The organism is Paenibacillus rhizovicinus (assembly GCF_010365285.1).
Lineage (GTDB): Bacteria > Bacillota > Bacilli > Paenibacillales > Paenibacillaceae > Paenibacillus_Z > Paenibacillus_Z rhizovicinus.
In genome coordinates this window covers 545,793-570,232 of sequence record NZ_CP048286.1, presented here as the reverse complement: position 1 = coordinate 570,232, position 24,440 = coordinate 545,793, and the positions used below count along the sequence as shown (strand labels likewise).

Genomic DNA, 24,440 nt, shown 5'->3' with positions numbered 1-24,440 from the left:
GTCGATCACGTTCATTAGGAGGCGCCGACTATGAGTAACCTTACCAGCAGCGAGCGGCACGCAGATCAGTTCTTATTCAAAACGATAACTGAGGAACTGGAACGGCATCCGTTCGCCAGAGCCATGCGCACGCGATTCCCGCCCGAACCGAATGGCTATCTGCATATTGGCAGCGCCTATGCGATTCAAACGAATCATGCGATGGCGCAGGCTTTTAACGGGCAGTTTCATTTGCGCTTCGACGACACGAATCCGCTGAAGGAAGATATCGCGTACGTGGAAGCGATCATCGAGGATATCCGATGGCTCGGCTTCGATCCGGGCCGGCACATCTACTACGGTTCGGACTACTCGAACGAGATCTATAACGCCGCCGTAACCTTGATCGAACGAGGGAAGGCTTATGTCTGCGATCTCGCGCCGGACGACATGACGGCATACCGGGGAACGCTGACGGAACCGGGCCGAGACAGCCCATATCGCAATCGATCGGTTGAAGAGAATTTGGCGTTGTTCGCGCAAATGAAGAACGGCGATTTCCCCGCTTCCTCGAAAGTCGTTCGCGCCAAAATCGATATGAGCTCGCCGAACATGAATCTACGCGATCCGGTGCTCTATCGCATCCTGCACGCCGAGCACTATCGGACGGGGAAGGACTGGTGCATCTATCCGATGTATGATTTCGCCCATCCGATTCAAGACGCGATCGAAGGGATCACGTACTCCTTATGCTCCATCGAATTCAAGGATCACCGGCCGCTGTACGAATGGGTCTTGACGGAGCTTGAAATCCCGGAGCCGCCGCGGCAACGGGAATTCGGGCGGTTGAGCTTGACGGGCGTCGTAACGAGCAAACGGTTCTTGCGTCAGTTGGTCGAAGGCGGGTATGTCGACGGCTGGGACGATCCCAGGCTCCCGACGCTTCGCGGCTTGAGGCGAAGGGGCTTCACGCCGGAGAGCATACGCCGATTTATTGACGAAATCGGAAGCATCCGAACCTCGAGCACCGTCGACATCTCGCTCTTGGATCATTGCCTCAGGCAAGAATTGAAAGCTGCGGCGCCAAGCGTGATGGCCGTGCTGCATCCGCTGAAAGTGGTCATTGCCAACTATCCGGATGATGGCGCTGAGCTGCTCGGCATCGAGAACAACAGCGAGAACGAAGCACTCGGCATAAGAGAAGTTCCTTTCGCCAAGACGCTCTATATCGAACGGGATGACTTCATGGAGCAGCCTGCCAAGGGATTTCACCGGCTGGTCCCGGGCGGCGAGGTCAGGCTGAAAGGGGCGTATTTCATCAAGTGCGAGGACATCGTCAAGGACCCGGAAACCGGCGAGGTAACGGAGCTGCGCTGCACCTACGACCCGCTAACGAGAAGCGGCACCGGGTTTGCCGGGCGCAAAGTAAAAGGGACGATCCATTGGGTATCGGCTGATCATGCCGTTAGAGCTGATGTCCATCTATACGAGCCGCTGCTGCTTGACCAGGAAATTCCGAAGGACGACGGCGATTGGACGGCTTCGCTGAATCCGAATTCGCTGGTGACGTTGAAGGACGTACTGGTGGAGCCGTCCGTCCGGCATGCGGATCCGGAACAGAAGTACCAATTCCTGCGGCATGGTTACTTCTCCGTGGATCGGATGGCATGCGCCGATGGCCCGCTAGTGTTTCACCGTATCGTACCGTTGAAGGATTCATGGCGGGCGAAGAACGGTTAACTTTGCCTTGGCCTCCGCTTACGACGCTTCATTAAAGCTGTTCCAAGTCCGATTCTAGACTTTACAAGATCCGCTGCTGCGTGTACGCTAGTAGAAACAAACCGCATATCGTTTTTCCGGAGGAGCCTGTCATCGACGGGCTCTTTTTGTCTTTTTTCGGGAAACCTATGCGAGTAGAAGGAAGGGGAGGGCAATAATGGAACAACAAGCGATCTGGGCGATTCTTATTTTTCTGGTTTCGTACGCGCTCCTGATTTCGGAGAAAATCCATCGGACGATCGTCGCCATGCTCGGAGGACTGCTCGTCGTCGTATTCGGCATCGTCGATCAGGATACGGTGCTCCATCACATCGATTTCAATACGTTGGGCCTATTGATCGGCATGATGATCATCGTCTCGATTACGGCCGATACGGGGCTCTTCAAATTCATTGCGATTTGGGCGGCCAAGAAGGCGAAAGGAGAGCCTGTCCGAATCATGATTCTGCTGTCGCTGATCACGGCCGTGGGCTCGGCCTTCTTGGATAACGTTACGACGGTACTGTTGATGGTTCCGGTCACCTTCAGCATCACCAGGCAGCTCCGGGTCACGCCGATTCCATTCCTGATGACCCAGATCCTTGCCTCCAACGTCGGCGGAACGGCGACTCTGATCGGCGACCCGCCGAATATCATGATCGGGAGCGCGGTGAAGGAATTGACGTTCATGGCGTTTATCAGTAATTTGGCGCCGATAGTTATCATCATCATGGCTTCCTACATCCCACTGTTTTTCCTGCTGTTTCGGAAGCAAATTCAAACGACGCCGGATCGGAAGAAGGACATCATGGCGCTCGAACAAAGCGGAATCATCACCGATTCCAGACTGTTGATCCAATGCTTGTCGGTGCTGGGACTGACGATCGCCGCCTTCTTCCTGCACCAGCAGCTTCATGTGGAATCCGCTGCCGTCGCCTTATGCGGCGCTTTCATCCTGCTGCTGTTAACGGGCGAGCACCGGATGGAAGAGGCGTTCAGCAAAGTGGAGTGGATGACCATCTTCTTCTTCATCGGTCTCTTCTCGCTTGTATCCGGCTTGGTCGAAACCGGCGTCATTGCGGATTTGGCTGCCAAAGCAATCGAGCTTACGGGAGGCAATGTCGCCGCAACCTCCATGCTGATTCTGTGGCTGAGCGCGATCGCATCCGCGTTTCTGGATAACATTCCGTTCGTCGCCACGATGATTCCGATGATTCAAGAAATGGGGAACATGGGCGTCAGCAATCTGGAGCCGCTGTGGTGGAGCTTGGCGCTCGGCGCCTGTCTCGGAGGCAACGGTACGTTGATCGGAGCCAGCGCCAATCTCATTGCCGCGGGTCTCTCCGCCAAGGAAGGCTATCCGATTCGTTTCATGGCCTATTTGAAAATCGCATTTCCGCTGATGCTGTTGTCGATTCTATTATCGAGTGCATATATCTATCTTCGTTATTTGATGTAAGCAGAATAGGGAGGCGAGGACAATGCTGGTTTATCGTTATGACAGCAGTCGGATCGAGATTCAAGAAACGAACAACGGGGACGACATCGAGTTTCATATTCAAGTGAAGGATACAGAAACCTTTTTGCCGCGAGTGAAGTCCGTTCGCGCATTCTTTGACGAGGACGACGTCTATACGGATGTTTTGTTCTATGCCTATCCGGATCAACGGTACAGCGTCATCGTTAAGCCGCAGTACTATACCGATTTCATCCTGCAGCTCATGAAGCAGCATGTGCTGCTGCAAGTCGAATGGACTGCTGATTAATGCATGATGCTGCTTTGTCGCAAATTCTTAGTTTGGTGACATCAAGTTGAAGTAAACATTGTCCCTTCGATGTGCTATTGTCGTTCTGTATCCTATAAGAGTCATTATTCATTCAAACACATTCATATGGAAGAAGGATCGAACCATGAGCAAAAAGCTTCGGATCGGAATCATCGGAACCGGGGGCATCGCGAGAGCGCATGTTTCCGCATACAAAAAACTGCCTTACGTCGAAATCGTAGGCGTGGCTGACGTTATTCCGGATAAGGCGTCCGCGTTTGCGGTAGCGGAAGGTTTGACGGAAGCGGCCTCGTTCGACACCCATACGGAGCTGCTCGGCATGGAGCTGGACGGCGTCAGCATTTGCACGCCGAACGTTTCGCATCACGTGACAACCGTCGATGCGCTGCGCGCGGGCAAGAACGTCCTGCTGGAGAAGCCGATGTCCGTCACGCTTCAAGAAGGCATTGAAATGACGCAGGCGGCCAAGGAGAGCGGCAAAATGCTGACGCTGGGCTTCCAGCCGCGTTATGATCCGAACATGAAACTGCTGCAAACGATCGTGCAATCCGGACGTCTCGGCAACGTGTTCTACGTCGAGACAGGCGGCGGACGCCGCCGCGGCATGCCGGGAGGCACGTTCATCAGCAAGAAGCTCGCAGGAGCCGGGGCGATGGCCGATATCGGCTGTTACTCGCTGGATATGGCGCTGAACACGCTTGGCTATCCGCGTCCGCTCACTGTATCTGCATTCACGTCCAACCATTTCGGTACGAATAAGCTGTATCACCCGGAAGCGAGCAAGTTCGAAGTCGAAGATTTCGGCGTGGCGATGGTGCGCTTCGAGAACGATCTCGTCCTGCAGTTCAAAATCTCCTGGGCGATGCACATGGATACGCTTGGCGCGACGATGTTCCTCGGCACGGATGCGGGCTTGAAAGTAACGCCTGCGGGTTCGGGCAACTGGTCGGGCGTATGGGACGGCGCAGTCGGCTCCATCACGATGTTCCACGATGAATTCGGCGGTCAAACGGCAACGCCAATTCCGCTCGTGCAGCATCAATTGAATCTGTTCGATCAGAAAGTGCATGATTTCGCCGAAGCGGTTCGGGACAACAAACCGGCTCCGATTCCGGGCGAGCAAATCCTGATTCAACAAGCCATCATCGACGGCGTGCTTCGTTCCGCGGAAGCCCGCAGAGAAGTGTCGATCGAACTGCCTCGTTAATAGCGAGCGGGCAACAGCTGCTAGCGATGATATGATTTGATAGGACAAGGAATCCGCGAATGCCGCGGATTCTTTTTTTTGAGGCTGGCGCCAGTTTCACATTCGTTTCAGGTTCGTTTGATAGACAAAGACACTATCCTTCTATTTGATGAATAATAATTGAATAACGTAAGTCCAGGTGCACGCCGGAGCAAGACTGGCGCTGCTTAATAGGGAAGTCCGGTGTAAATCCGGCGCGGTCCCGCCACTGTAAATGAAGAGCCGATCTATGATTTACCACTGGCCAGCGAAGCCGGGAAGGTATAGAGGAGCGATGACGCATAGCCAGGAGACCTGCCTTGACTTGTATTCACGGACTCTGCGGATGATGGGGGCAGTGCTTTTTTTTTGCTGTCTCAATCGTAGATTGGCAGCGCCGGCCCTTGATTCGATATGAATCAAGGGCTTTATTTTTTTCCCGAAGCGATTTCGGCCAGAGGAGGCTTCTATGAACAAGTACGGAAAGGTATTCACTTTAACGTTCTCCTATCCGACTTCCGGCAAGATAGCCTTGTTGTTCGCAAGTGATTGGACGGGCAGATCCGAGCGGCGATTGATAACGCAGCCTGGCGAGGTGGCGCGTCGGTGGCGTTTTGTACGAAATATCGTACAACGCAGCGCCCACGGAAGCGCGACGCCGACGTTTTGTACGAAAACTCGTACAAAACAGCGTGCGAGAAAGCCCGACGGCGGCATTTTGTACGAAAACTCGTACAAAGCAGCGTGAGAGTAAGCGCGACGCCGGCATTTTGTACGAAAACTCGTACAAAGCAGCGTGCGAGAAAGCGCGACGCCGGCATTTTGTACGAAAACTCGTACAAAGGAGTGCCTGAGAAAGCCCAACGTCGGCGTTTTGTACGAAAACTCGTACAAAGCAGCGTGCGAGAAAGCCCAACGCCAGGCTTTTGAACGAAAACTCGTACAAAGCAGCGTGCGAGAAAGCCAGACTCTGGAATTTTGTACGAAAACTCGTACAAAGCAGCGTGCGAGGAAGCCCGACGCTGGTATTTTGTACGAAAAATCGTACAAAGCAGCGCCCGAGTAAGTCCAACGCTGGCGTTTTGTACGAAATCTCTTACAACTTAGGTTGCGAGGAGGTGCCAACGCAATGCGGCGCCGCAAACGCCCAAAAAGCTCGTTCGGCTACGACTCGTCCTACCTTTTCGAACAGGAATTCGTGCCCGCTTTATTGACGGAGGAGCATATCGTCCCGTAAAGAATCATAGGTCAGCTATCGCTGCCCGCATATTTAACGAAGAACGTCCTCGGAAGGAAACGTAGTTTTGTTATTATGGCGTCATTTTTCATTTCCGAAAGCGCTTTCGGCTGGTACAATATAGGTGAACGCTTATCCTATGCGAGCCGAAAGGAGTTTGTTGTCAATGCCTGCCGAAGCGGAGAAGTCCGATTGGATATTCGCTGGAACATTGCAAGAAATTCAACAAGAGCGAGCAACTGTCATTAAAGGCGGCATCGCCGTCTTCCATCATGAAGACCAGGTTTACGCCGTGGATAACCGATGTCCACATCTGGGGTTTCCGCTGCATGTCGGAAGCTTATGCGACGGCATTCTGACTTGCCATTGGCATCATGCGCGATTCGATGTATGCAGCGGCGGAACATTTGACCCCTGGGCAGATGATGTCCCCTCGCATGAAGTGCGAATCGAGGAGGACGACGTATGGGTTCACTCGCGTTCCCGGACCGTCCGTGATTCGGACAAGCAGCTGGACCGGTTGAAGAGCGGACTGGAACAGAACATCGGCATCGTCATCGCGAAAGCGATCGTCGGCTTGCTGGAATCCGGCGTCCCGGCCGTCGAGATCGCCCGGATCGGCATTGAGCATGGAACGCGCTTAAGCGGCGGCTGGAATTCGGGACTTACGATTCTGACGGCGATGACGCGCGTCCTGCCGAAGCTCGATAAGATGGGCAAGCTGCTCGCCTTGTACCAAGGGCTGCACCATGCGGCGCGCAGCAGCAGCGGCCGGGCCGAGCGCCCGCTGCTCGGCCAGCTTCCGAGCGGGGAAGTATCCCAGGAGAGGCTGACGGCCTGGTACCGGAATTGCATCGAAGTGAGGGATACGCAGGGAGCAGAGCGAATCTTGCTCACCGCCATCTCGAAGGGCGCTTCCGACGAGGAGCTCGCGGATATGATGTTCACGGCGGTCACGGATCACTTCTATCTGGATGGCGGCCATACGCTGGATTTCCATAATAAAGCGTTCGAGTCGCTGCGCTTTGTTCGTCCGGAGAAGAAAGCGCAGGTGCTCGCTTCGCTGGTTCCCTTGCTCGGCAATCCGACCAGAAGCGAAGAGCTGCATCAATGGCAAGCCCCGATCAATTTGGTCGAGCCGCTTCGCGATGCGTTCCGTCAGCTTCCCGCTCATCTCGAAGAACAACCTGCCTATCCTTCGGTAACCGCGGAAGAAGAAGAGAAGATGGTTGCCGTGCTGCTCGGCGATCAGCCTCTGACGACGATCGACGCGCTGCTGGAATGGATGAAGGACGGGAAAGATCCGGTTCAGCTGGCGCGCCTGGTCGTACTGGCTGCCGGGGAGCGAATCGTACGGTTTCACACGCAAAATGATTTTGGCGATTGGATCGCGGTTCTACATACGTTCACGTATGCCCAAGCCGTTCATGAAACCGCTTCCCGGGGGCGGCGGCCGCAGCCTCGGGCGATATTCTATGGCGCCATCAGCGTCTATCTGGATCGCTTCCTCAACATGCCTCCGGCGGCACGGCCGAAGCCTGCTCCGGCTGACCAGCCTCCGGCGCTGGATGAATTGCTGCAGCTGATGGATCAGAGACAGCAGGTGAACGAGGCGGCGGCTTGGGTCGCTCGTTATTTGCATGCGGGCGGAGACCGCCAGGCGCTGATGAATACGCTTGGTCACGCGCTGCTGAGAGAGGACGCGGAATTCCATACGTTCCAGCTCTATGAAGCGGCCATGACCGCCTACGATAGCTGGAGCGACCGGAATGATCCTTATGCCGAGCAAGCCAAGGAAACGCTGCTGCTCGCCGCGACGCGCTACTTGGCGGCCCATGCGCCGACAGCCCGCGAAACGCCTCACACCGCGAGAATTGCCTGGAGACTTTACCGAGGCGAGAAACTGTTTGAGGAATAAGCAACGAAGCAAGACAGCGGCGTGTTTCGAACAGGAGGATGAGGACGAGAATGGAGCAACCCACACGGAATCGAACGGCGCTTGTCACGGGCGCAAGCATGGGGATCGGAGCGGGCGTTGCGCTGAAGCTGGCATCGCTCGGGTATGATATCGCTTTCGGCCATTTTGCCGAACCGGACAAAGCCGGGGAAGTAGCCGAGCGAATTACGCAAGAATTCGGCCGAGCCTGCCACGTTTTTCAAGGAGATCTGGCCGAACCTCACCTGCCGGGCGAGCTGGCTGCGTTCGCGATCGAAGCGCTCGGGGAAATCGATGTGCTGGTCAACAATGCGGGCTTCACGAGGTTCAAAACGATTACGCAGCTCGACGCCGAGGAAATGGATCGCCTGTACAGCGTCAATTTCCGCGCTCCGATGCTAATCATGAAAGCGATTTCCAACCATATGGTGGAACGGCAGCTGCAGGGCTCGATCATTAACATCACTTCGTCACGCGCCGAGCGGGCTTATCCGGGAGATGCCATTTACGGCGGGTTGAAAGCGGCCTACACGCGCGCTTCGCAATCGATCGCGCTTGATCTGTCCGCGCACGGTATCCGCGTGAACTGCGTCGCCCCGGGAGCCACGCAAGTCCGGGATATTCCGGAATGGAATGCAGGCTACCAGGCGCTAGGGAAGAAAATCCCGCTGGGACGCATGGGTACGCCGGCGGATGTCGCCAACGCCGTCGCATGGCTGGCCTCCGAGGAATCCAGCTACGTGACCGGCATGACGATTCGCGTCGACGGCGGATTGATTTTGCCTGGCATGCCGGAACGAAGCAGCAGTACGGGATGGAACAATTAAGCCGAAATCATACGATTAATTATCTAACTATCCATCTAATTTTCTATCTATTATCTATCTATCTATCTATCTACTCCCAATCATCCAATAATCCAATACTAGGAGCGTGTTTGTGCATGTCTGAGTTAACGATTCGCGATGTGAAAGTAATCTTGACGGCGCCGGAAGGCATCAATCTTGTCGTGGTCAAAATCGAAACTTCCGAGCCCGGCCTGTACGGACTTGGCTGCGCGACCTTCACGCAGCGCTACCTTGCGGTCGCTACGGCGATCGAGCAATACTTGAAACCGTTCCTGATCGGCAAAGATCCGCACCGCATCGAAGATATCTGGCAATCCGCGATGGTCAGCTCCTATTGGCGCAACGGGCCCGTACTGAACAATGCATTGTCCGGGATCGACATGGCGCTATGGGATATTAAAGGGAAAACCGCAGGACTGCCCGTTTACCAGCTGCTGGGCGGCAAATGCCGGGAAGCTGCGGCGGTCTACCGGCATGCCGACGGCCGGGACGAGCGGGAAGTCGAAGACAACGTGCGCAAGTTCATGGAACAGGGACTTCGCTACATTCGCGTTCAGATGGGCGGCTATGGCGGCCGGGGTCATCAGCTTCACCAGCCGGACAATGCGCTGCCAGGCGCGTATTTCGATCCGGGCGCCTATCTTCGCAGCGTACCGCGCATGTTCGAGCACATCCGCAGCGCGGTAGGCCCGGAGATCGAGCTGCTGCATGATATTCACGAACGGCTCGTTCCGATCGAGGCCGTCCGGCTGGCCAGACAGCTCGAGGAGTACCGGCTGTTCTTCCTGGAGGATCCGCTGGCGCCCGAACAGCTGGACTGGTTCGAGACGCTGCGCAGCCAGACATCGACCCCGATCGCCATGGGCGAGCTGTTCACGCATCCGCGGGAATGGACGCCGCTTATCCAGAACAGGCTGATCGACTTCATTCGCTGCCATATCAGCGCGATCGGCGGGCTGACGCCGGCGAAGAAGCTCGCCACCTTATGCGAAGCGTTCAGCGTTCGCACCGCTTGGCATGGCCCTGGCGACGTATCGCCGGTCGGACACGCGGCCAATCTGCATCTCGATGTCAGCTCGATCAACTTCGGCATTCAAGAGTGGTACGGCTTCTCGGAGAAAATCCAAGACGTATTCCCGGGCTGCCCGGAACTCCGGAACGGCTATGCGTACCCGAACGATAAGCCTGGTTTCGGCATCGATATCGATGAGAAGAAGGCAGCCGACTACCCGTGCCACAACCGTCTGCCAGAATGGACGCTGGCCCGTACGCCGGATGGAACTTCCGTTAGACCATAACTTGTTCATGGGAAGGAGCGGCATAACATGCGCGTAAGCACGCAGGACGAAGTTGTTTTACCTCGAAGCCAGCCGGAAACGCAAGGCATCCCCTCGTCGGCCATTTCGGATTTCCTGGAAACGATACGCACGCAAAATCTCGAGCTGCACAGCTTCATGCTGGTCAGGAACGGATTCGTCGTCTCCGAAGGCTGGTGGCGGCCGTATGCGGCCGAACTGCCGCATCTGCTGTTCTCGCTAAGCAAGAGCTTCACGTCCACGGCGATCGGATTCGCCGTATCGGAAGGACTTCTGTCGCTGGACGATCGAGTGGTGTCGTACTACCCGGACGAAACGCCGGGCGATGCGTCGCCGAACTTGCTGCACATGAACATTCGCCATTTATTGATGATGGGCACGGGGCACGCGCAAGATACGACCGATGCGCTCTTCAAGCAAACCAACGGTAATTGGGCGGAAGCATTCCTGGCGAGACCGGTCGAGCATGAGCCGGGAACGCATTTCGTGTATAACAGCGGAGCCACGTATATGCTATCCTCCATCTTGCACAAAGTGACCGGCCAATCTCTTCTCGAGTATTTGCAGCCTCGCCTATTGGATCCGCTCGGGATCTACGGCGCGACATGGGAAACATGCCCGCGAGGCATTGCCTCGGGCGGATGGGGACTCAGTCTGACCACGGAGAGCATCGCCAAGTTCGGACAGCTGTATCTGCAGAAAGGGCTGTGGAACGGAGCACGTATCATTTCCGAGGAGTGGATCGCGGAAGCGACTTCCAAGCAAATCGAGAATGGAGATGGCGGCGAGAGCGATTGGGCGCAAGGGTACGGCTATCAATTCTGGCAATGCCGGCATGAATCGTATCGCGGGGACGGAGCGTTCGGACAATTCTGCATCGTCATGCCGCAGCAACAAGCCGTCTTGGCCATCACTTCCGGAACCAACGACATGCAAGGCGTCATGAACGCCGCATGGACGCATCTGCTGCCAGCCATGGATGCGGCGCCGTTGGCGGAAGATGGGGAAGCGGCAGCCCGGCTAGCCGAGCAGATCCGGCAGCTGGCTATTCCAGCTCCCATACATGCGGCTTCTTCTCCGCGAGAAAGCGATATCGCCGGAAGTTACCGGTTGGACGAAAATATGTTCAAATGGGAGACGTTCGACATTCGCTTCGAAGAGAACGAAGCCGTGATCGAGATGCGCGAACCGGACGGGGATCACCAGTTTCGTTGCGGCCGGGAACTTTGGATCGAACAAGTGTCCCGGATGAACCAAGGCGTAGAACAGCGAATCGCAGCCAGTTTCTCGTGGATCGACGCGGATTCCCTGGAATTAACGATCCGTTATCTGGAGACGCCGTTCTGCCACGCGCTGAATTGCCGATTGGACGGCAGCGACATCGTCTTCGAGGTCAAACCGAATGTTACCTTCGGTCCGTCGAACGGAATGGCGCCTTTCAAAGGCAGCCGAATCTAGCGCAAACGTATCGGACAGGACTCTCCCAACGGGAGGGTCCTGATAATAGAGATAGACATCTCTCTCAAAAGCCGTTATGATTATCAGGAAAATTGAATACTTTCGATCCGTAAAGGTGCAGGTTGTCAGCTGACAAGCCTGCTTAAAAGGGAAGTCCGGTTAAAATCCGGCGCGGTCCCGCCACTGTAATTGAGGAGCGACTCCACACGGTGCCACTGGTTCTTGAAGAACCGGGAAGGCTGGAGAAGCGATGATTCATAAGCCAGGAGACCTGCCTATACGCGAATGTTTCTTAATTCTCCGGGGGGTGGGAATTGGAAATGATCTTGGAAACGCATGCGCCGGAATGGAAGCGGTAGAGCTTTCATTGCCAATGTGGTTCTCTTTGTATTGCATTTATTTGAACCGCCCTATTCAGGGCGGTTTTTTTGTTTGTCGGCGAAGGTTTGCAAACCGTGTGCAAGACTAGCTATATCGAGTAGAGAAGAGGATGGGAATGGGAACTCATGCAACAAATGACCATGCAAGAAAAATAAACGGGCGATGGTTGACCATTATGCTGGCGGCTGTATTATTCATGACTGCCATTGGTCCCGCGTACAAGGTGTATGCCGATGATCCGGAACCCGCGAATGACTCGCTGCTTCAGCAAGTAGAAGCCGCCATCGCTAGCGTCTCGCAAGCGGTGCTGGGTACCGCCAATCTGGATGACTGGCAGGCTGCCGGATTATCTGCCGCCGGCAAGGCGATCCCGAGCAAATACAGCTCTGCGCTCTATAAGAAACTGGCAGCCAATCACGGCACTTTCACGTCGGCCACCGACTACGAGCGTACGGTGATCGGCATGACCGCGGCGCATCAGGATGCGACCAAATTCGCCGGCTACAATTTGGTCGAACAAATTTATTCCTATCCCGCGATCAGCACGTTGAACGGATTGGATTTCGCACTCCTTGCATTAGACAGCGGCCATTACGCGGTACCCGACAATGCGGTATGGACGAGGGAGAAGCTCGTTGAAGCCGTATTGTCCAAAGTAAACCCCGACGGCGGCTTCAACTGGACGCCTAGCGCGAGCGACCCGGACATGACCGGCATGACGTTGACGGCCTTAGCTCCTTATGCCGGGCAAAGTGCCGTTCAACCCGCCAGCCACATTGTCCGCGCCGCTTAAAGATACGGACCTCATATCCGCTTGGGCCAAATCCGACGTGCAGACGATCGCGGCACTGCAATTGATGCGGGGATCGGATAACCTCTTTGCCCCTCGCGAATCCGTTACCCGCGAAATGGCAGTCGTCGTCGCCATGCGGGCGCATGCGTACAAGCAAGACGGCCAGAACAGCGCCAAATAAAGAAGTCTAACGCAAGGTCCGCGTTATTCGCGGGCCTTGCGTCATTGATAGAGAGGCGGAAAAGCTGCTTCGTCCTATCGCTTCCTCGCATCCAATTTCATCCAACCGTCGAGAATGACCTGAAATCTCGAAAATGCTGCGAATGTTATATAACGGGTTAATAGAGAGCGGGCAACGGTTACGGATAGGACGTAAGGGAGGGGGAGCGGCTATGGACCGGCCTATCATTACGGAACAAGAGATGATCAAAGAATCGGAGCTATTTTATCAGATCTTCTCTGTCTTCATTCAGGAGATGGAGCAGATTGAGCGCACGCGCGGCAAGCTGAACGACTTTCAGCTGATGCAGGCCGTATACCACGCGAAAGATACGATGGGGATGATGGGCTGGGAGCGCAGGCAAACCGTCAGTTCCATATTTGAGAAATATATCGAAATCTATCGCGCGCTCGGACGGGCAGAAGCCGATGAATGGGTGACCATTACGTTCGGCTACAACATGAAGCTGCGCAATGAACGGGAACTTGATTCGGCTGCTGCCTTCCCGGATGGAACCGATCATGCGAATGACGATGGGACGAACGGCGGCCGCAACGCTGCAGCGTATCGATTGGAGGAGCTTTCCCGGCTTATTGGGGAGAAAGAGTCCGAGCTGCTGCAGCTCTACCGCGAGTTTTACTTGCTGCAACAATAAGGAAGAGATACCCCTGAGGCGTTCATGCTGCATGACGTTTCAGGGTTTTTTTGTTTTTTTAATGAAAAACGCCAACAGTTGGCCGATGTAAACGTTATTCTAGTTGTAAGCCACTAACGGATGGAGGAATTAGAAATGGAATCGATCACGCAAGGCCAAGGCGTAACCATTGAAAATTTAGGCATGCTCGATCTAACGGGGAAGAAAACGGATGAATTGTCGGGCATCGCGCTCATTCAGAACGTCGGACTTATACTCGTACCGCAGTCGTTGTCGGATGCGCTGATGAAGGTTCCTCAACGAAATGTCGGCCTGACCGTATCGCTGCCCGAACCGACGAACCCCGATGCCAAAATGAAATTGTATACCGGTCAGCTCACGTTAAGCGGCGAGGTCTTCTCCAATGCGGGCGGCTCTCCCGACGATATTCTCGTCATTGCGGGTCAAGTCGTTATTTCGTCTCCGATCGTAAACGTGGGGTACGGAGATATCATTATAGCCGGGCAAATCTTGGCGCCGAAAGGATCCGAAGCGCTGCTTAGCGCCAAACTCACGCGGTTAACCGGCCAAATTATTTATTATAAGTCGGATGCGCCCCGTATCTTCATCGGCAACGACAGCTTCTCCAGATCCTTCTTCGAGCTGATCGACAGTCCGATGTCGATGGCGCTTGTGGGCAATTACGAAATCGAGCAGGACGTTGACATCGCGCTGATGAAACAGAAAGTCAGCGAACTGATCTTGATCGGCAACCTGACGGCGCCGAAACCGCTCGTTCCGCTGCTTCAATTGCTCGCTGAAGTCAAACTCGGCGATATTACCGGGAAAGATGACGCGGACGCGCCAGGTGCCTGATGAACAAGGACTTGTTTCGGGAATTGTATGCCGCGCATTCGAAGGCGATTTACTCCTATCTGTTCGGCCGAACGAACCATAAGGAGCTCGCCGCGGATTTGCTTCAAGACAGCTTCCTCAAAATATGGAACCGCATCGAAATCGTTGCGAAAATCCCTCCGGAGGAGCGGCTCTATTGGATATTCTCGATTGCTTCCAATGGACTCAAGGATCATTATCGGCGCAGCGCGCACCGAAACAAGGTGGGTTTGCAGCTGAAGGCAGCATCCGCCGGAGACGGCGCAAGCGCCGAAGATCTCTCCGGCGTGCTTGCGGGGCGGGAGCGCTTGAGGGATATAGAGACGCATATCAACGGGCTGCCGGAAGAATTGCGCTGCATTCTGCTGATGAAAGTGCTGGGCGAATTAAGCAGCGCGCAAATCGGCATCGTGCTGAACCAGCCGCCCGGAACGATACGGTACAAAATCGCGCAAGCGCGCAGGCTTCTTGCCGAGAAACTGAAGCTGCTTGAATCGGCACCAATCGGCGTAAGGAGGACTTCGAATGAGTGAATGTACGGGTAAGGACGCCTTGGCTTCCGATGCGGACGACATTTTAGACCAACTGTTAGAGGATTGGTCCGAGCAGGTGTGGAATACGTTCAAGACCCAAGAATCCGTCGTGTTGCAGGATGTCATCATCCTAGCGGAGGATCTAGGATACGCCTGGTGGAGCCGGTTCATCGACCATATTCCTTTCCATTCATCCAAGGCGGTATAGAGCGTAAGCGGGCAGGAAACAGCGGCCGTTATTGACTCGTTCATCAGTCAATAACCGCCGCTGTTTCTTGATGTCTCTAAACTTAAGGAGGACGAGCATGGACAATAGCAATGGCATCGTTCAGCTTAGAATTGACATCTATGAGGATTGGCAGCTCGAGGCGGTCGAGAAAGCGGCAAGAAGATTCGAAGAAGCGCATGACGGGGTCCGCGTTGAGGTGCGGCTTCTGCCGGATCGCGAAATTCGCGAAGGGCTGCAAGACGGTACCTCCGGCTCCGATCTGGTGCAATTAGCGAACGGAGATTTTGTTGACTGCAGCCGCAATGGGCGTTTGCTGGATTTAACGGCATGGGCGCATACGCATCAGCTGGAGCTGCTATTTCATCCGGCCCTATGGCGCCTATTGCAAGTGGACGGACGACTAGCCGGATTGCCGATCAGTGCGACGGTGAAGAGTATTTTCTATAACAAGGAATGGTTCCGCAGTGCCGGCATTCCAGATCCGGCGGACGGATGGACGTGGCAGGACTTTATCGCAACCGCCCAGTGGCTGCAAACGGCGAATGCCTGCGAGGGGCAGGACCGTTTCGCCGCGCGGCTTTCGTTCGATTGGGAGTATATCGGACTATTGCTCTTATCCTCAGGGACAAGCTGGCTGTCGCCGGAAGGCAGCAAGGCGTCGGGTTACGCCAACAGCGAAGCTGCCGTGAAGACTGTGAAGATGGCGGCAGCGCTGGTACGCGAGCATAAGCTGAGCCCGGCAACGCAGGATTGGTTCACGCACGGCGACCTGACCGAGGGTAAGACGGGGATGATTCTTGATTATATGATCATGCTGCATGAAATCGAGCCGATACTCGGCCGGCGTCTCGGCATTGCCTCGCTTCCGCGCGATCCGGCAACGGAAAGGACCAACGAGCCGTGGATAAGCGGCTTCGGAATCGCATCCGGAAGCGCCGAGCCGGCATTAGCCTTCCAGCTGCTGACGGAGCTGACCTGCTCGAGCAACGAGCTGACACGGCTCGTGACGGACGGTTTCATCGCTCCGCTTAAATCCGTTTACGAAGAAGCGGGCCATCATCGGCATCCCCTTCGCGAGCGCGTGCTTGCCGAGCTGGCCTTTGCCGGGCCGCTCCCGCATTCCGCATCGAGCGAGGCGGTACGTCTGCTCCGGGAACATGCGAACCCGGCTTTGGCTCGCATACTGCATGACGGAGCCGACGTTAGCGCCGCATTGGACGAGCTTGCCGAGAAGCTGGATCGTGGCTTGGCTTTCTCCATCGACCGGTCGAAACGAACGAGCGTTCCGAAGTAAACAAGAAAGGCAACCCCATTGACGATTCAATGGCAGGCTGCCTTTTCTTGTTTTGCTATTCGCTTAGGTTATTTTAGGTTGCGCTGCGCATGTCCTCAGTCTTCAACTTACAAAATCAACGCGCCGACAATTCCGCTCATTAGGCCCAGAACGACGACCGAAACGAACACGACGGCTACAACGCGACCCGGGAACGAACGGCGAATCATGAGCATCGAAGGGAGACTGATTGCCGGAAGGACAACAAGCAGCGCAGCTGCGGGTCCTGCCGCGAATCCGAGCGATAGAAACGTCTGAATGATCGGAATTTCGGCAGCGGTCGGAATAACGAACAAGGCGCCCGCGATGCAGAAAATGACGAGCATAAGAAATCCGTCCCACGTTCCGCTTCCGAGCGAAGGGAACAACCACGCTCTGACTGCCCCCAGTACCAATACGGAAATGAAGTACGCCGGCACGAGGTGGACGATCATCATCCACATGCTTTGGATCCAGCGTTTCCACATGGGACTTGCTTCTTCATGCTGGGCCGTCTTCTCCAACACTTCTTCCGGTACTTCGACCTTCCCCGCCAGACGACCTGCAAAATAGCTGACGCCGAAAGTGATGATCAGCCCGAAAACGATCCGAATCAGCGTGAATTTCCAGGAGAGCACAACGGTCATGAAGATGAGCGTCGCCGGATTAATGAGCGGATTCCCGAGCCAGAAGGCCAGGCTGGCACCGGCAGAAACATTCTTCTTGCGCAGGCCGACGGCAATCGGTGCTGCGCAGCAGGAACACATCATGCCAGGCACGGCGGCTAATCCGCCGATGACGGTGCTTTTGAACGAGCTTCTGCCAAGCAAGCGGAGAAGCCACCCCGACGGAATGAGCACTTGGACAAGCGAGCCAAGCACAATGCCCAGTACGGCGGCTTTCCAGACTGCCTTGTAGTAGCTGACCGCATAGTCCCAGGCGGCGGACCACGAAGGCGTAGGCGGATTCAGCTCGCCGTTCGTCAGGATGGACGATCCTATGGTATGCGTGTTGATCGCGTTGATTGCTTTATGGTAATAAGGCCACCATTTGACGTAACTTAAGCCGGCAATCGTGATCAAGAGAAATAAAACGACCAGCAAAATCAGCAATCGATTGCTTCTATGCGGGGTAATTGCCGCCCCGTTCTGTCTTGTCATAGCTAACCTCCACGGATGATGATAAACCGTCCACATTATAACATAAGCCTGCCTTTGCTTTCAGGCGATAACGAATTGGAATATACGCAAAACAACTAAAATATATTGTAAAACGATATATTTATGCTATATTCAAAGAATGATTTTCGAAGAAAAGCGAGGTGCATCGTGTGCGTACAGCATGGAAACCCCTTAGTCAGCTTCTGCATTTCGCCTATCAGCAGGGCATGAGCTGCTTATTCCCCGTTGCAATCTTCGGAACGTTAGCGCTGACCAGCATCGTCGCGCCGCCATTCATGTACCGTTACGATTTCGTGCTTCTCGTCCTGCTTCTCGTCCAATATCTGATGTACCGCAGCGGACTGGAGACGATCGACGAGATGAAAGTCATTGGCGTATTCCATATCATTGGTTTGCTTCTCGAAATCTATAAGGTAAGGATGGGATCGTGGTCGTACCCTGAGCCCGGGCTGACGAAATTGTTCGGCGTACCGCTGTACAGCGGGTTTATGTATGCAAGCGTAGCCAGCTACATGTGTCAGGTATGGCGCAGGCTGCGGATGGACATGACCGGATGGCCGGGGATCGTATCGGCGGGATTGCTGGGAGGCGCGATCTATTTGAACTTCTTCACCCATCATTTCATACCGGATTTCCGATGGTGGCTGACGGCGCTGGTGCTTCTCGTCTTCCGGCGGACATGGATCATCTATCGGGTGCGGAGCAGCACGTATCGGATGCCTCTGTCATTGGCTTTCCTGATCGTAGGCTTCTTTATATGGCTGGCCGAGAATATCGCGACGTTCTTCAACGGATGGAGATATCCGGACCAGGATCAGGCCTGGCAGCTGGTTCACGTCAGCAAAATCAGCTCGTGGTTCCTTCTCGTCATTATCAGCGTCATCATCGTTGCCCAGCTCAAGCACGTGAAGGCCGGCCGGGACAAGAGCATTTGAAGTTCGAATGCCAGGCGCAGCACCAGAACCGCAGGCCGCGGCGGCGACGCGTACGGTATCGACACAACCAATCGAGGACGGGCAACGATATTGGCGGGGGAATCCCGCTATTTTGCCGTAATAAACTGATCGGCGGAATTGGTGTCAGCGGCGGAACTAGCGCGCAGGACGTGGAAGTGGCCGACGCTGCCGTGAAGGTTTTGGCTGAATTAGCAGGGCCTGTCGGGTGAGGGTTTCTGTTGGCCAGAAGAAACGTTTCGAATTTGGCTGCTAGGATGCTGGTAGAGCAATGGCTTCGTTTGCTACAATATTCTCGGTGGGAAATCAGGACTCGAATAGGGAGGATCCATTGATGAATAAACGTCCGCTCGGCAGAACGGGTATGGATGTCAGCGAAGTCAGCTTCGGAACTTGGGCGATCGGAGGCTCTTGGGGGCAGACGAATGACGACGAATCGCTTCGTGCGTTGGACAAGGCGATGGAGGAGGGCGTCAACTTCTTCGATACGGCCGATGTCTATGGTGACGGAAGGAGCGAGCGGCTGCTTGCCCGCGCCACGAAAGGCAAGGAAGACAAGATCCGCATCGCGACGAAATTTTGCCGTCAGGGAGATATCCGCGATCCGCAAACCTATTCGGAACAGCAGGTGAGACAGTGGTGCGAGGACAGCTTGCGCCGACTGGAACGCGAGACGATCGACCTGTACCAGATTCACTGCGCGCCGTTTGAAATATTGAAGCAGGGCGCGGTATTCGAAGTGCTGGACAAGCTGCAGCGGGAAGGCAAAATCCGCTCCTATGGCGTAAGCGTGGAAACGGTGGAAGAAGGATTGTTCTGTCTGGAGAAATCCGGCGTGCAGGCGTTGCAGATTATTTTCAATATCTTCCGGCAGAAGCCGATAGCGGAGCTTCTTCCCCGGGCTCGCGAGCGCGGCGTCGGTCTGCTCGTCCGGCTGCCGCTCGCCAGCGGCCTCTTGACCGGCAAATTCGCGGCGAATACGTCCTTCGAAGCGGAAGACCATCGGAATTTCAACCGTGACGGCGCGGCGTTCAATGTCGGCGAAACGTTCGCGGGTCTGCCGTTTGCCAAAGGCGTCGAGCTTGCGTCCCAGCTGGACTGGATCGCGGAAGGCCGGGGCAACATGACGCGCGCAGCGCTTCGCTGGCTGCTGGATTATGAGGAAATCACCTGCGTCATACCGGGATTTAAGAATGTTCGCCAAGTCGAGGATAACCTGGGTGTGAGGTCCGCGAATCCGTTCAGTGCGGAAGAGCACGAGCGGCTGCGCAGATTTTACGCGGAACAGGTTCACGACCACATTCGCGGTGCTTATTAAGCGAGCTAAGGCAGCGAGCAAATGCAATGAAGGGAGCCCCGGAATTACGGGGCTCCCTTCATCATTGGTGAAGCAGCATGATTCAACGGTATACGAATGATTCGCAGTGTCGAGCATCATACTACATATCGTGCAGAGCTATGCGAAACTGCAAAGCACCAGCTGCTACTCGTTATCCTGTTTGATTATCAGAACCGGAGTTCGTTCCTTGTGCATCCCCATTATCTTGCTGATCCGTTGTCGCGGAATCGTCCGGCGTATCGGCCGACTGGTCTTGTTCCGCAATAACGCGGCGCGCGGTTACAAACGAACGGTCCCAAGCGCTGCCGTCGAATTCGGAAATCGTTACGCCGATGCCTACGCGGTAAGTGTGCAGTAATTTGCCGTCGCCGATATAGATGCTGACATGGTTAATAACGCCGTCGTGATTCGTATCCGAGAAGACCAGATCGCCCGGCTGCAGCTGATCCTTGGTTACCGCCTTACCGGTCTTCGCTTGCTCTCTCGACGAACGCGGAAGATCGATCCCGTTCTGTTTGAACACGTACTGGGTGAACGAAGAGCAATCGAACATGTTCGTTCGGCCGGATACCGCGCCGAAATGATACGGAATACCAATGAATTGTTTACCCGTTTCAATGATTTGATCAGCCTTGCTTGTGTTTGTGGTTTCGCTTGTAGTTGCAGTATCGCTTGTAGTTGCAGTATCGCTTGTAGTTGTAGTTTTGCTTGCAGTCGAGGTTGTTTTGGAGCTAGCCGTCGCTGCATGCGTAGTTTGAGGCGTTATGATTAAGCTTCCCGTGAAAGCAATCGTTACGGATAGCGCGATACCTGCGAATGTTTGGCCGACACGACCATTAAGTTTGATGTTGTTCATGTTGTCCTCCCGTAAGCTGGTTTGTGTTCGGCGCTGATCGCCTGAAAACACTATACCACGGATAAAATGCCCAGCATTTACTAGCGATTCGGCTTCATGGCGGAAAGACTCGGTTTAGAACGTTTTATTAGAAAAACATTAGAATCACGGCCCATTTTATACTTGCCAAGCGCAAAAAAGCGATTACATAGGCGGTTGTATTCGAAAACCGTGCAGACATCCCCGTTTCTCGCCGGATCCTGCACGGTTTTTCACGTTACTGTCACTGACTCTTGACTTGGAGTTAACTCCAAGTGCGATAATGGCTTCAGAGGGGGGCGAGACCGCATGAGGATGGCTGAAGTGAGCGCGAATTTCGAGCTGACTCAGGATACGCTTCGCTATTACGAGCGAATCGGACTCATTCCGCCCGTTAACCGCAGCAGCAACGGCATACGGGACTATACCGAAGACAACCTTAAATGGGTGGAATTCATTAAATGCATGCGCGGCGCGTGACTTCCCGTCGAGGCTTTGACCGAATATGTCCGGCTATTCCAGCAGGGCGATGAAACCGTCGAGAATCGAAAAGAGATACTGATCGAGCAGCGGAATGAACTCCTCCTCCGAATGGAAGAGATGAAGACAACGGTGGACCGGCTGAACGATAAGATCGCCAGGTATGAGCAGACCATAGGCAAGAAGGAAAGAAGTTTTACGAGAACCGAGACGACAGTTGAATAGAAACGGAGGACTTGAAATGGAATATACGAAACTCGGAAATACGGGCTTGGACGTTTCTCGACTGTGTCTGGGCTGCATGAGCTTTGGCGAAGCCGAGAGATGGACGCATCCCTGGGTTCTTAATGAGGAGAACAGTCGCCCGATCATTAAGAAGGCGCTCGATCTCGGCATTAATTTCTTCGATACGGCCAATATTTATTCGGTCGGAGCCAGCGAGGAAGTCGTGGGACGAGCATTGAAGGAGTATGCCAATCGCGATGAAATCGTCCTGGCAACGAAAGTGCATTTCCGGATGCAGCCGGGGCCGAATGGCGCCGGTTTATCGCGGAAAGCCATTATGAGCGAAATCGATAAGAGCCTGAAGCGATTAGGCACGGACTATGTAGACCTATACCAGATTCATCGTTGGGATTACAATACGCCGATCGAAGAAACGATGGAAGCCTTGCATGATGTGGTAAAGGCAGGGAAAGCACGATATATCGGTGCCTCCGCGATGTATGCATGGCAGTTTCTGAAGGCGCTGCACGCAGCCGAACGGAATGGATGGACCCGGTTCGTTGCGATGCAGAATCACCTCAACCTCATCTATCGCGAAGAGGAGCGGGAGATGATGCCGCTATGCAAAGCGGAAGAAGTCGGCGTGATTCCCTACAGCCCGCTGGCTTCAGGCAGGCTGGCGCGCGCATGGTCCAGCACGACGCCGCGTTCCGAAACCGATCAAGCGCAGAAGATGAAATACGATGCAACAGCGGATGCCGACCGCCTGATCGCAGACCGGGTAACCGCGATCGCAGCAAGCCGCGGCGTTCCCCGCGTTCAAATCGCGCTGGCCTGGCTGCTGCAGCAAGAACCCGTCGCCGCTCCGATCATCGGCGCTACGTCCATTGCCCAGCTCGAAGAGGCGGCAGGCTCGTTCGCGATTTCCTTAACGGCGGATGAAGTGACGTCGTTGGAAGAGCTGTATGTACCGCATCGGGTAGTCGGCGCGGTGTAAGCCGTGTGCCGGCCATGAAGACATTGAAAAAGCCGATTCACACCTGCCCCTAAGCATGGTATGAATTGGCTCTTTTTGAGTTTCCGTTCAACTGTTTATTCGCTACATTACTCGAAAAAGAGAAAATGAGTCGGTACCGGACGAAGCTGGCCGTCCGACGGATGATTCACGACCCGGCCGTCGAAGACGAGCGTGGACGAGCCTCCGCCGTCCAAATTATAGGCATCGATCGCGCCGTACCGCTGCAGCAGAATCTGCATTTCTTGCAGCGTCGCGCCCGAGCTTCCGTTCTCGCTGCGGCCGTCGATGACGAGAATGAGCAGCTGGTCGTCCTTGTAATTCGCGATCGCCGTACGCGGAGCGCGCGTTGGACTCGTCTGCCACTTAAGCGGTATCGGCTGAAAGGCGCCGTCTTGCAGCAGTACCGGCACGAAGGAGGCGCCGAACCTCGGATTTTCCTGGTTTAGCTGATCCTTGCTCGTATATTTGCCTCCGATCAGCTCAAGCTTGTCGTTCAGCCCGACGAAGAACAAATCCTTATACGACGATTCGAAGCCGTTCAAATAATTGCCGTTCATGACCGTGGTGCTGAGCGGATAGCGTTTGCCTCCGTCGTCCGCGAATCCGCCGGCGTTCACCCCGGCGATCGCATGGTAGCGTTTGGCGGCCGCGAGCGTCGTCTCGGCTCCGCCGTTCTTATCCTGCCCGAGCACCATCTTCATCGCGTCGGGCGACTTCAGCTTCACCTTCAGCGCGTAGCCGTTGAAGTGCTCCGCCTTGATCGCAAACAGCTGCGCGCGGACGATGTCGGACTCGATCTGCTGCGCAGGCGTTCCGATTTTCCGCGTAATGCGGCGGTCATAGATATGATAAGGCCTGTCGGCTTGCGCGATGGCGAGCGAGACGATGGCGTTCATGCTTTTGCCTGTTGCCAAATAGAGCTCGATCGATTTCTTGAGCGACTTGGCGGTTCCAAGCGCCGTCGATTTGGCTTGATCCAAGCCGGCGGTCAGCTTCGTCGTATCCGATGAAACGCTCACCTGCGTCACAGCCAGTTCCGGAAATGCGCTGTCCGGCAGCGTGATCGACAGATCCGCGGCCATCAGCCAGATGACCAGCCCGATGAACGGCGCGCAGGCGATCAGACAGAACCGGTTGATTCGCTTCACGGCGGTCAGCGTCATTTCAACACGTCCAAACTCTTTTGCAGCGCGGCCAGTTCCTTCTTGACCTCGTTGAGCTGCGAGAACAGCTTATTGCTGTTGTCGGTTTTGGAATTGGCGTTATCCTTCGTGAATTGCAGCAGCTCGTTGAGCGCGTCGACCTTGCCCTGCACCGTGGTCAGCTCGCCCGTGAACCGCGTCTGCATTTCTTTGAGCTGCTTATCGTAATTTTGCTGCATCGCCGTAATTTGCTGCGCCGTCTGCACGCTGATGTCTTGAGTCAATTTGGCTTTTACCTGCCCGGTATACCATACGGTGCCGATAACGCCGCCGCCGATCAACAGTACCCAGGCTGCCAGAAACAGCGGAACGGATGACCTAGACCTGCGGGCCGATCTTTCGACAGTACGTGTTGCCGTCGTCTGGATGTTCGTTTCCATGATTTGAATCTCTCCTTACCTTTGTTCGGGGACAATCTGTCTACCTATAACTATAGTCTACCAATTAGAACTTATAGTTTACCACAAATCATAGGGAGGGAAACAGGATCGGAGAGAAATCAAGTGCGAATCGAACCGTTTCCTGCATAGTTGACAAGTGAAATTGAAAACAATATGATAAATCGGACAAGATGTATCGTGTACGATGTATCTTATACGATCTAATCGAAGCGAACATCTTCGCACCA

The 24,440-nt window shown here is 54.8% G+C and carries 23 protein-coding genes, 1 pseudogene and 2 riboswitches; of the genes and pseudogenes, 20 read left to right on the top strand and 4 right to left on the bottom strand.

From position 1 onward, the window contains the following. The first annotated feature begins 30 nt into the window (after positions 1 to 30). From GZH47_RS02595 to GZH47_RS02525, 15 genes are all read left to right on the top strand, one after another. Positions 31 to 1,719 (top strand): glutamine--tRNA ligase/YqeY domain fusion protein, encoded by a 1,689-nt coding sequence (locus tag GZH47_RS02595; protein WP_162638400.1) that lies wholly within the window; start codon positions 31 to 33, stop codon positions 1,717 to 1,719. A 196-nt stretch (positions 1,720 to 1,915) separates the two neighbouring features. Next, entirely contained in the window at positions 1,916 to 3,196 is a 1,281-nt protein-coding gene (locus tag GZH47_RS02590; RefSeq protein WP_162638399.1) for an ArsB/NhaD family transporter, read from the top strand. 22 nt (positions 3,197 to 3,218) lie between these two features. Continuing rightward, a complete protein-coding gene (locus tag GZH47_RS02585; protein WP_162638398.1) occupies positions 3,219 to 3,503 on the top strand; it encodes a hypothetical protein in 285 nt (94 codons plus the stop codon). A 145-nt stretch (positions 3,504 to 3,648) separates the two neighbouring features. Further along, positions 3,649 to 4,731 carry a Gfo/Idh/MocA family protein gene (locus GZH47_RS02580; RefSeq protein WP_162638397.1) on the top strand — a complete coding sequence of 361 codons (1,083 nt, stop codon included), beginning with the start codon at positions 3,649 to 3,651 and terminating at the stop codon, positions 4,729 to 4,731. Between the two features lie 159 nt (positions 4,732 to 4,890). Further along, positions 4,891 to 5,086, top strand: a riboswitch (cobalamin riboswitch). 1,066 nt (positions 5,087 to 6,152) lie between these two features. Then, complete coding sequence (locus tag GZH47_RS02575) at positions 6,153 to 7,904, top strand: Rieske (2Fe-2S) protein (protein ID WP_162638396.1); 1,752 nt, start codon at positions 6,153 to 6,155, stop codon at positions 7,902 to 7,904. A 50-nt stretch (positions 7,905 to 7,954) separates the two neighbouring features. Next, on the top strand, positions 7,955 to 8,749 hold the full coding sequence (locus GZH47_RS02570) for an SDR family NAD(P)-dependent oxidoreductase (RefSeq protein ID WP_225446340.1): 795 nt from the start codon (positions 7,955 to 7,957) through the stop codon (positions 8,747 to 8,749). A gap of 116 nt (positions 8,750 to 8,865) precedes the next feature. Further along, complete coding sequence (locus GZH47_RS02565) at positions 8,866 to 10,068, top strand: enolase C-terminal domain-like protein (RefSeq protein ID WP_162638394.1); 1,203 nt, start codon at positions 8,866 to 8,868, stop codon at positions 10,066 to 10,068. A 27-nt stretch (positions 10,069 to 10,095) separates the two neighbouring features. Further along, the gene (locus GZH47_RS02560) at positions 10,096 to 11,544 is read left to right on the top strand and encodes a serine hydrolase domain-containing protein (protein ID WP_162638393.1); all 1,449 of its coding nucleotides are present in this window, start codon (positions 10,096 to 10,098) and stop codon (positions 11,542 to 11,544) included. Positions 11,545 to 11,640: 96 nt separating this feature from the next. Next, a riboswitch (cobalamin riboswitch) is annotated at positions 11,641 to 11,837 on the top strand. Between the two features lie 284 nt (positions 11,838 to 12,121). Continuing rightward, the gene (locus tag GZH47_RS02555) at positions 12,122 to 12,718 is read left to right on the top strand and encodes a hypothetical protein (RefSeq protein ID WP_162638392.1); all 597 of its coding nucleotides are present in this window, start codon (positions 12,122 to 12,124) and stop codon (positions 12,716 to 12,718) included. Next, the gene (locus GZH47_RS02550) at positions 12,666 to 12,899 is read left to right on the top strand and encodes an S-layer homology domain-containing protein (RefSeq protein ID WP_162638391.1); all 234 of its coding nucleotides are present in this window, start codon (positions 12,666 to 12,668) and stop codon (positions 12,897 to 12,899) included. The genes GZH47_RS02555 and GZH47_RS02550 overlap by 53 nt, the downstream gene beginning before the upstream one ends. Positions 12,900 to 13,110: 211 nt before the next feature. After that, positions 13,111 to 13,593, top strand: a complete 483-nt coding sequence (locus GZH47_RS02545) for a hypothetical protein (protein WP_162638390.1) — start codon at positions 13,111 to 13,113, stop codon at positions 13,591 to 13,593. A 135-nt stretch (positions 13,594 to 13,728) separates the two neighbouring features. Beyond that, positions 13,729 to 14,448 (top strand): hypothetical protein, encoded by a 720-nt coding sequence (locus GZH47_RS02540; protein ID WP_162638389.1) that lies wholly within the window; start codon positions 13,729 to 13,731, stop codon positions 14,446 to 14,448. Further along, complete coding sequence (locus GZH47_RS02535; protein ID WP_162638388.1) at positions 14,448 to 14,999, top strand: RNA polymerase sigma factor; 552 nt, start codon at positions 14,448 to 14,450, stop codon at positions 14,997 to 14,999. The genes GZH47_RS02540 and GZH47_RS02535 overlap by 1 nt, the downstream gene beginning before the upstream one ends. Beyond that, positions 14,992 to 15,207, top strand: a complete 216-nt coding sequence (locus GZH47_RS02530) for a hypothetical protein (protein WP_162638387.1) — start codon at positions 14,992 to 14,994, stop codon at positions 15,205 to 15,207. The genes GZH47_RS02535 and GZH47_RS02530 overlap by 8 nt, the downstream gene beginning before the upstream one ends. Positions 15,208 to 15,304: 97 nt before the next feature. Beyond that, positions 15,305 to 16,522 (top strand): extracellular solute-binding protein, encoded by a 1,218-nt coding sequence (locus GZH47_RS02525; RefSeq protein ID WP_162638386.1) that lies wholly within the window; start codon positions 15,305 to 15,307, stop codon positions 16,520 to 16,522. A 107-nt stretch (positions 16,523 to 16,629) separates the two neighbouring features. Here GZH47_RS02525 and GZH47_RS02520 read toward each other — a convergent pair whose 3' ends face one another. Next, positions 16,630 to 17,700, bottom strand: coding sequence for a permease (locus GZH47_RS02520; protein ID WP_162638385.1), 1,071 nt, complete (start codon positions 17,698 to 17,700; stop codon positions 16,630 to 16,632). Between the two features lie 170 nt (positions 17,701 to 17,870). Between GZH47_RS02520 and GZH47_RS02515 the strand changes: the two genes are divergently transcribed. From GZH47_RS02515 to GZH47_RS02505, 3 genes are all read left to right on the top strand, one after another. Further along, entirely contained in the window at positions 17,871 to 18,656 is a 786-nt protein-coding gene (locus tag GZH47_RS02515) for a DUF817 domain-containing protein (protein WP_225446339.1), read from the top strand. After that, positions 18,575 to 18,886 carry a heme-binding protein gene (locus tag GZH47_RS34005; protein WP_225446338.1) on the top strand — a complete coding sequence of 104 codons (312 nt, stop codon included), beginning with the start codon at positions 18,575 to 18,577 and terminating at the stop codon, positions 18,884 to 18,886. Before GZH47_RS02515 ends, GZH47_RS34005 begins: the two co-directional genes overlap by 82 nt. A 122-nt stretch (positions 18,887 to 19,008) precedes the next feature. After that, the gene (locus GZH47_RS02505; protein ID WP_162638384.1) at positions 19,009 to 19,992 is read left to right on the top strand and encodes an aldo/keto reductase; all 984 of its coding nucleotides are present in this window, start codon (positions 19,009 to 19,011) and stop codon (positions 19,990 to 19,992) included. A 172-nt stretch (positions 19,993 to 20,164) separates the two neighbouring features. Here the strand turns inward: GZH47_RS02505 and GZH47_RS02500 are convergent, their stop codons facing one another. After that, the gene (locus GZH47_RS02500; protein WP_162638383.1) at positions 20,165 to 20,869 is read right to left on the bottom strand and encodes a C40 family peptidase; all 705 of its coding nucleotides are present in this window, start codon (positions 20,867 to 20,869) and stop codon (positions 20,165 to 20,167) included. 327 nt (positions 20,870 to 21,196) lie between these two features. Between GZH47_RS02500 and GZH47_RS02495 the strand changes: the two are divergent. Then, positions 21,197 to 21,592: pseudogene (locus tag GZH47_RS02495) on the top strand (MerR family transcriptional regulator). Positions 21,593 to 21,608: 16 nt separating this feature from the next. Then, on the top strand, positions 21,609 to 22,589 hold the full coding sequence (locus GZH47_RS02490) for an aldo/keto reductase (RefSeq protein WP_162638382.1): 981 nt from the start codon (positions 21,609 to 21,611) through the stop codon (positions 22,587 to 22,589). A gap of 107 nt (positions 22,590 to 22,696) precedes the next feature. Here the strand turns inward: GZH47_RS02490 and GZH47_RS02485 are convergent, their stop codons facing one another. Beyond that, on the bottom strand, positions 22,697 to 23,773 hold the full coding sequence (locus tag GZH47_RS02485; RefSeq protein ID WP_162638381.1) for a phosphodiester glycosidase family protein: 1,077 nt from the start codon (positions 23,771 to 23,773) through the stop codon (positions 22,697 to 22,699). After that, the gene (locus GZH47_RS02480; RefSeq protein ID WP_162638380.1) at positions 23,770 to 24,192 is read right to left on the bottom strand and encodes a hypothetical protein; all 423 of its coding nucleotides are present in this window, start codon (positions 24,190 to 24,192) and stop codon (positions 23,770 to 23,772) included. Before GZH47_RS02480 ends, GZH47_RS02485 begins: the two co-directional genes overlap by 4 nt. Positions 24,193 to 24,440: the final 248 nt, after the last annotated feature.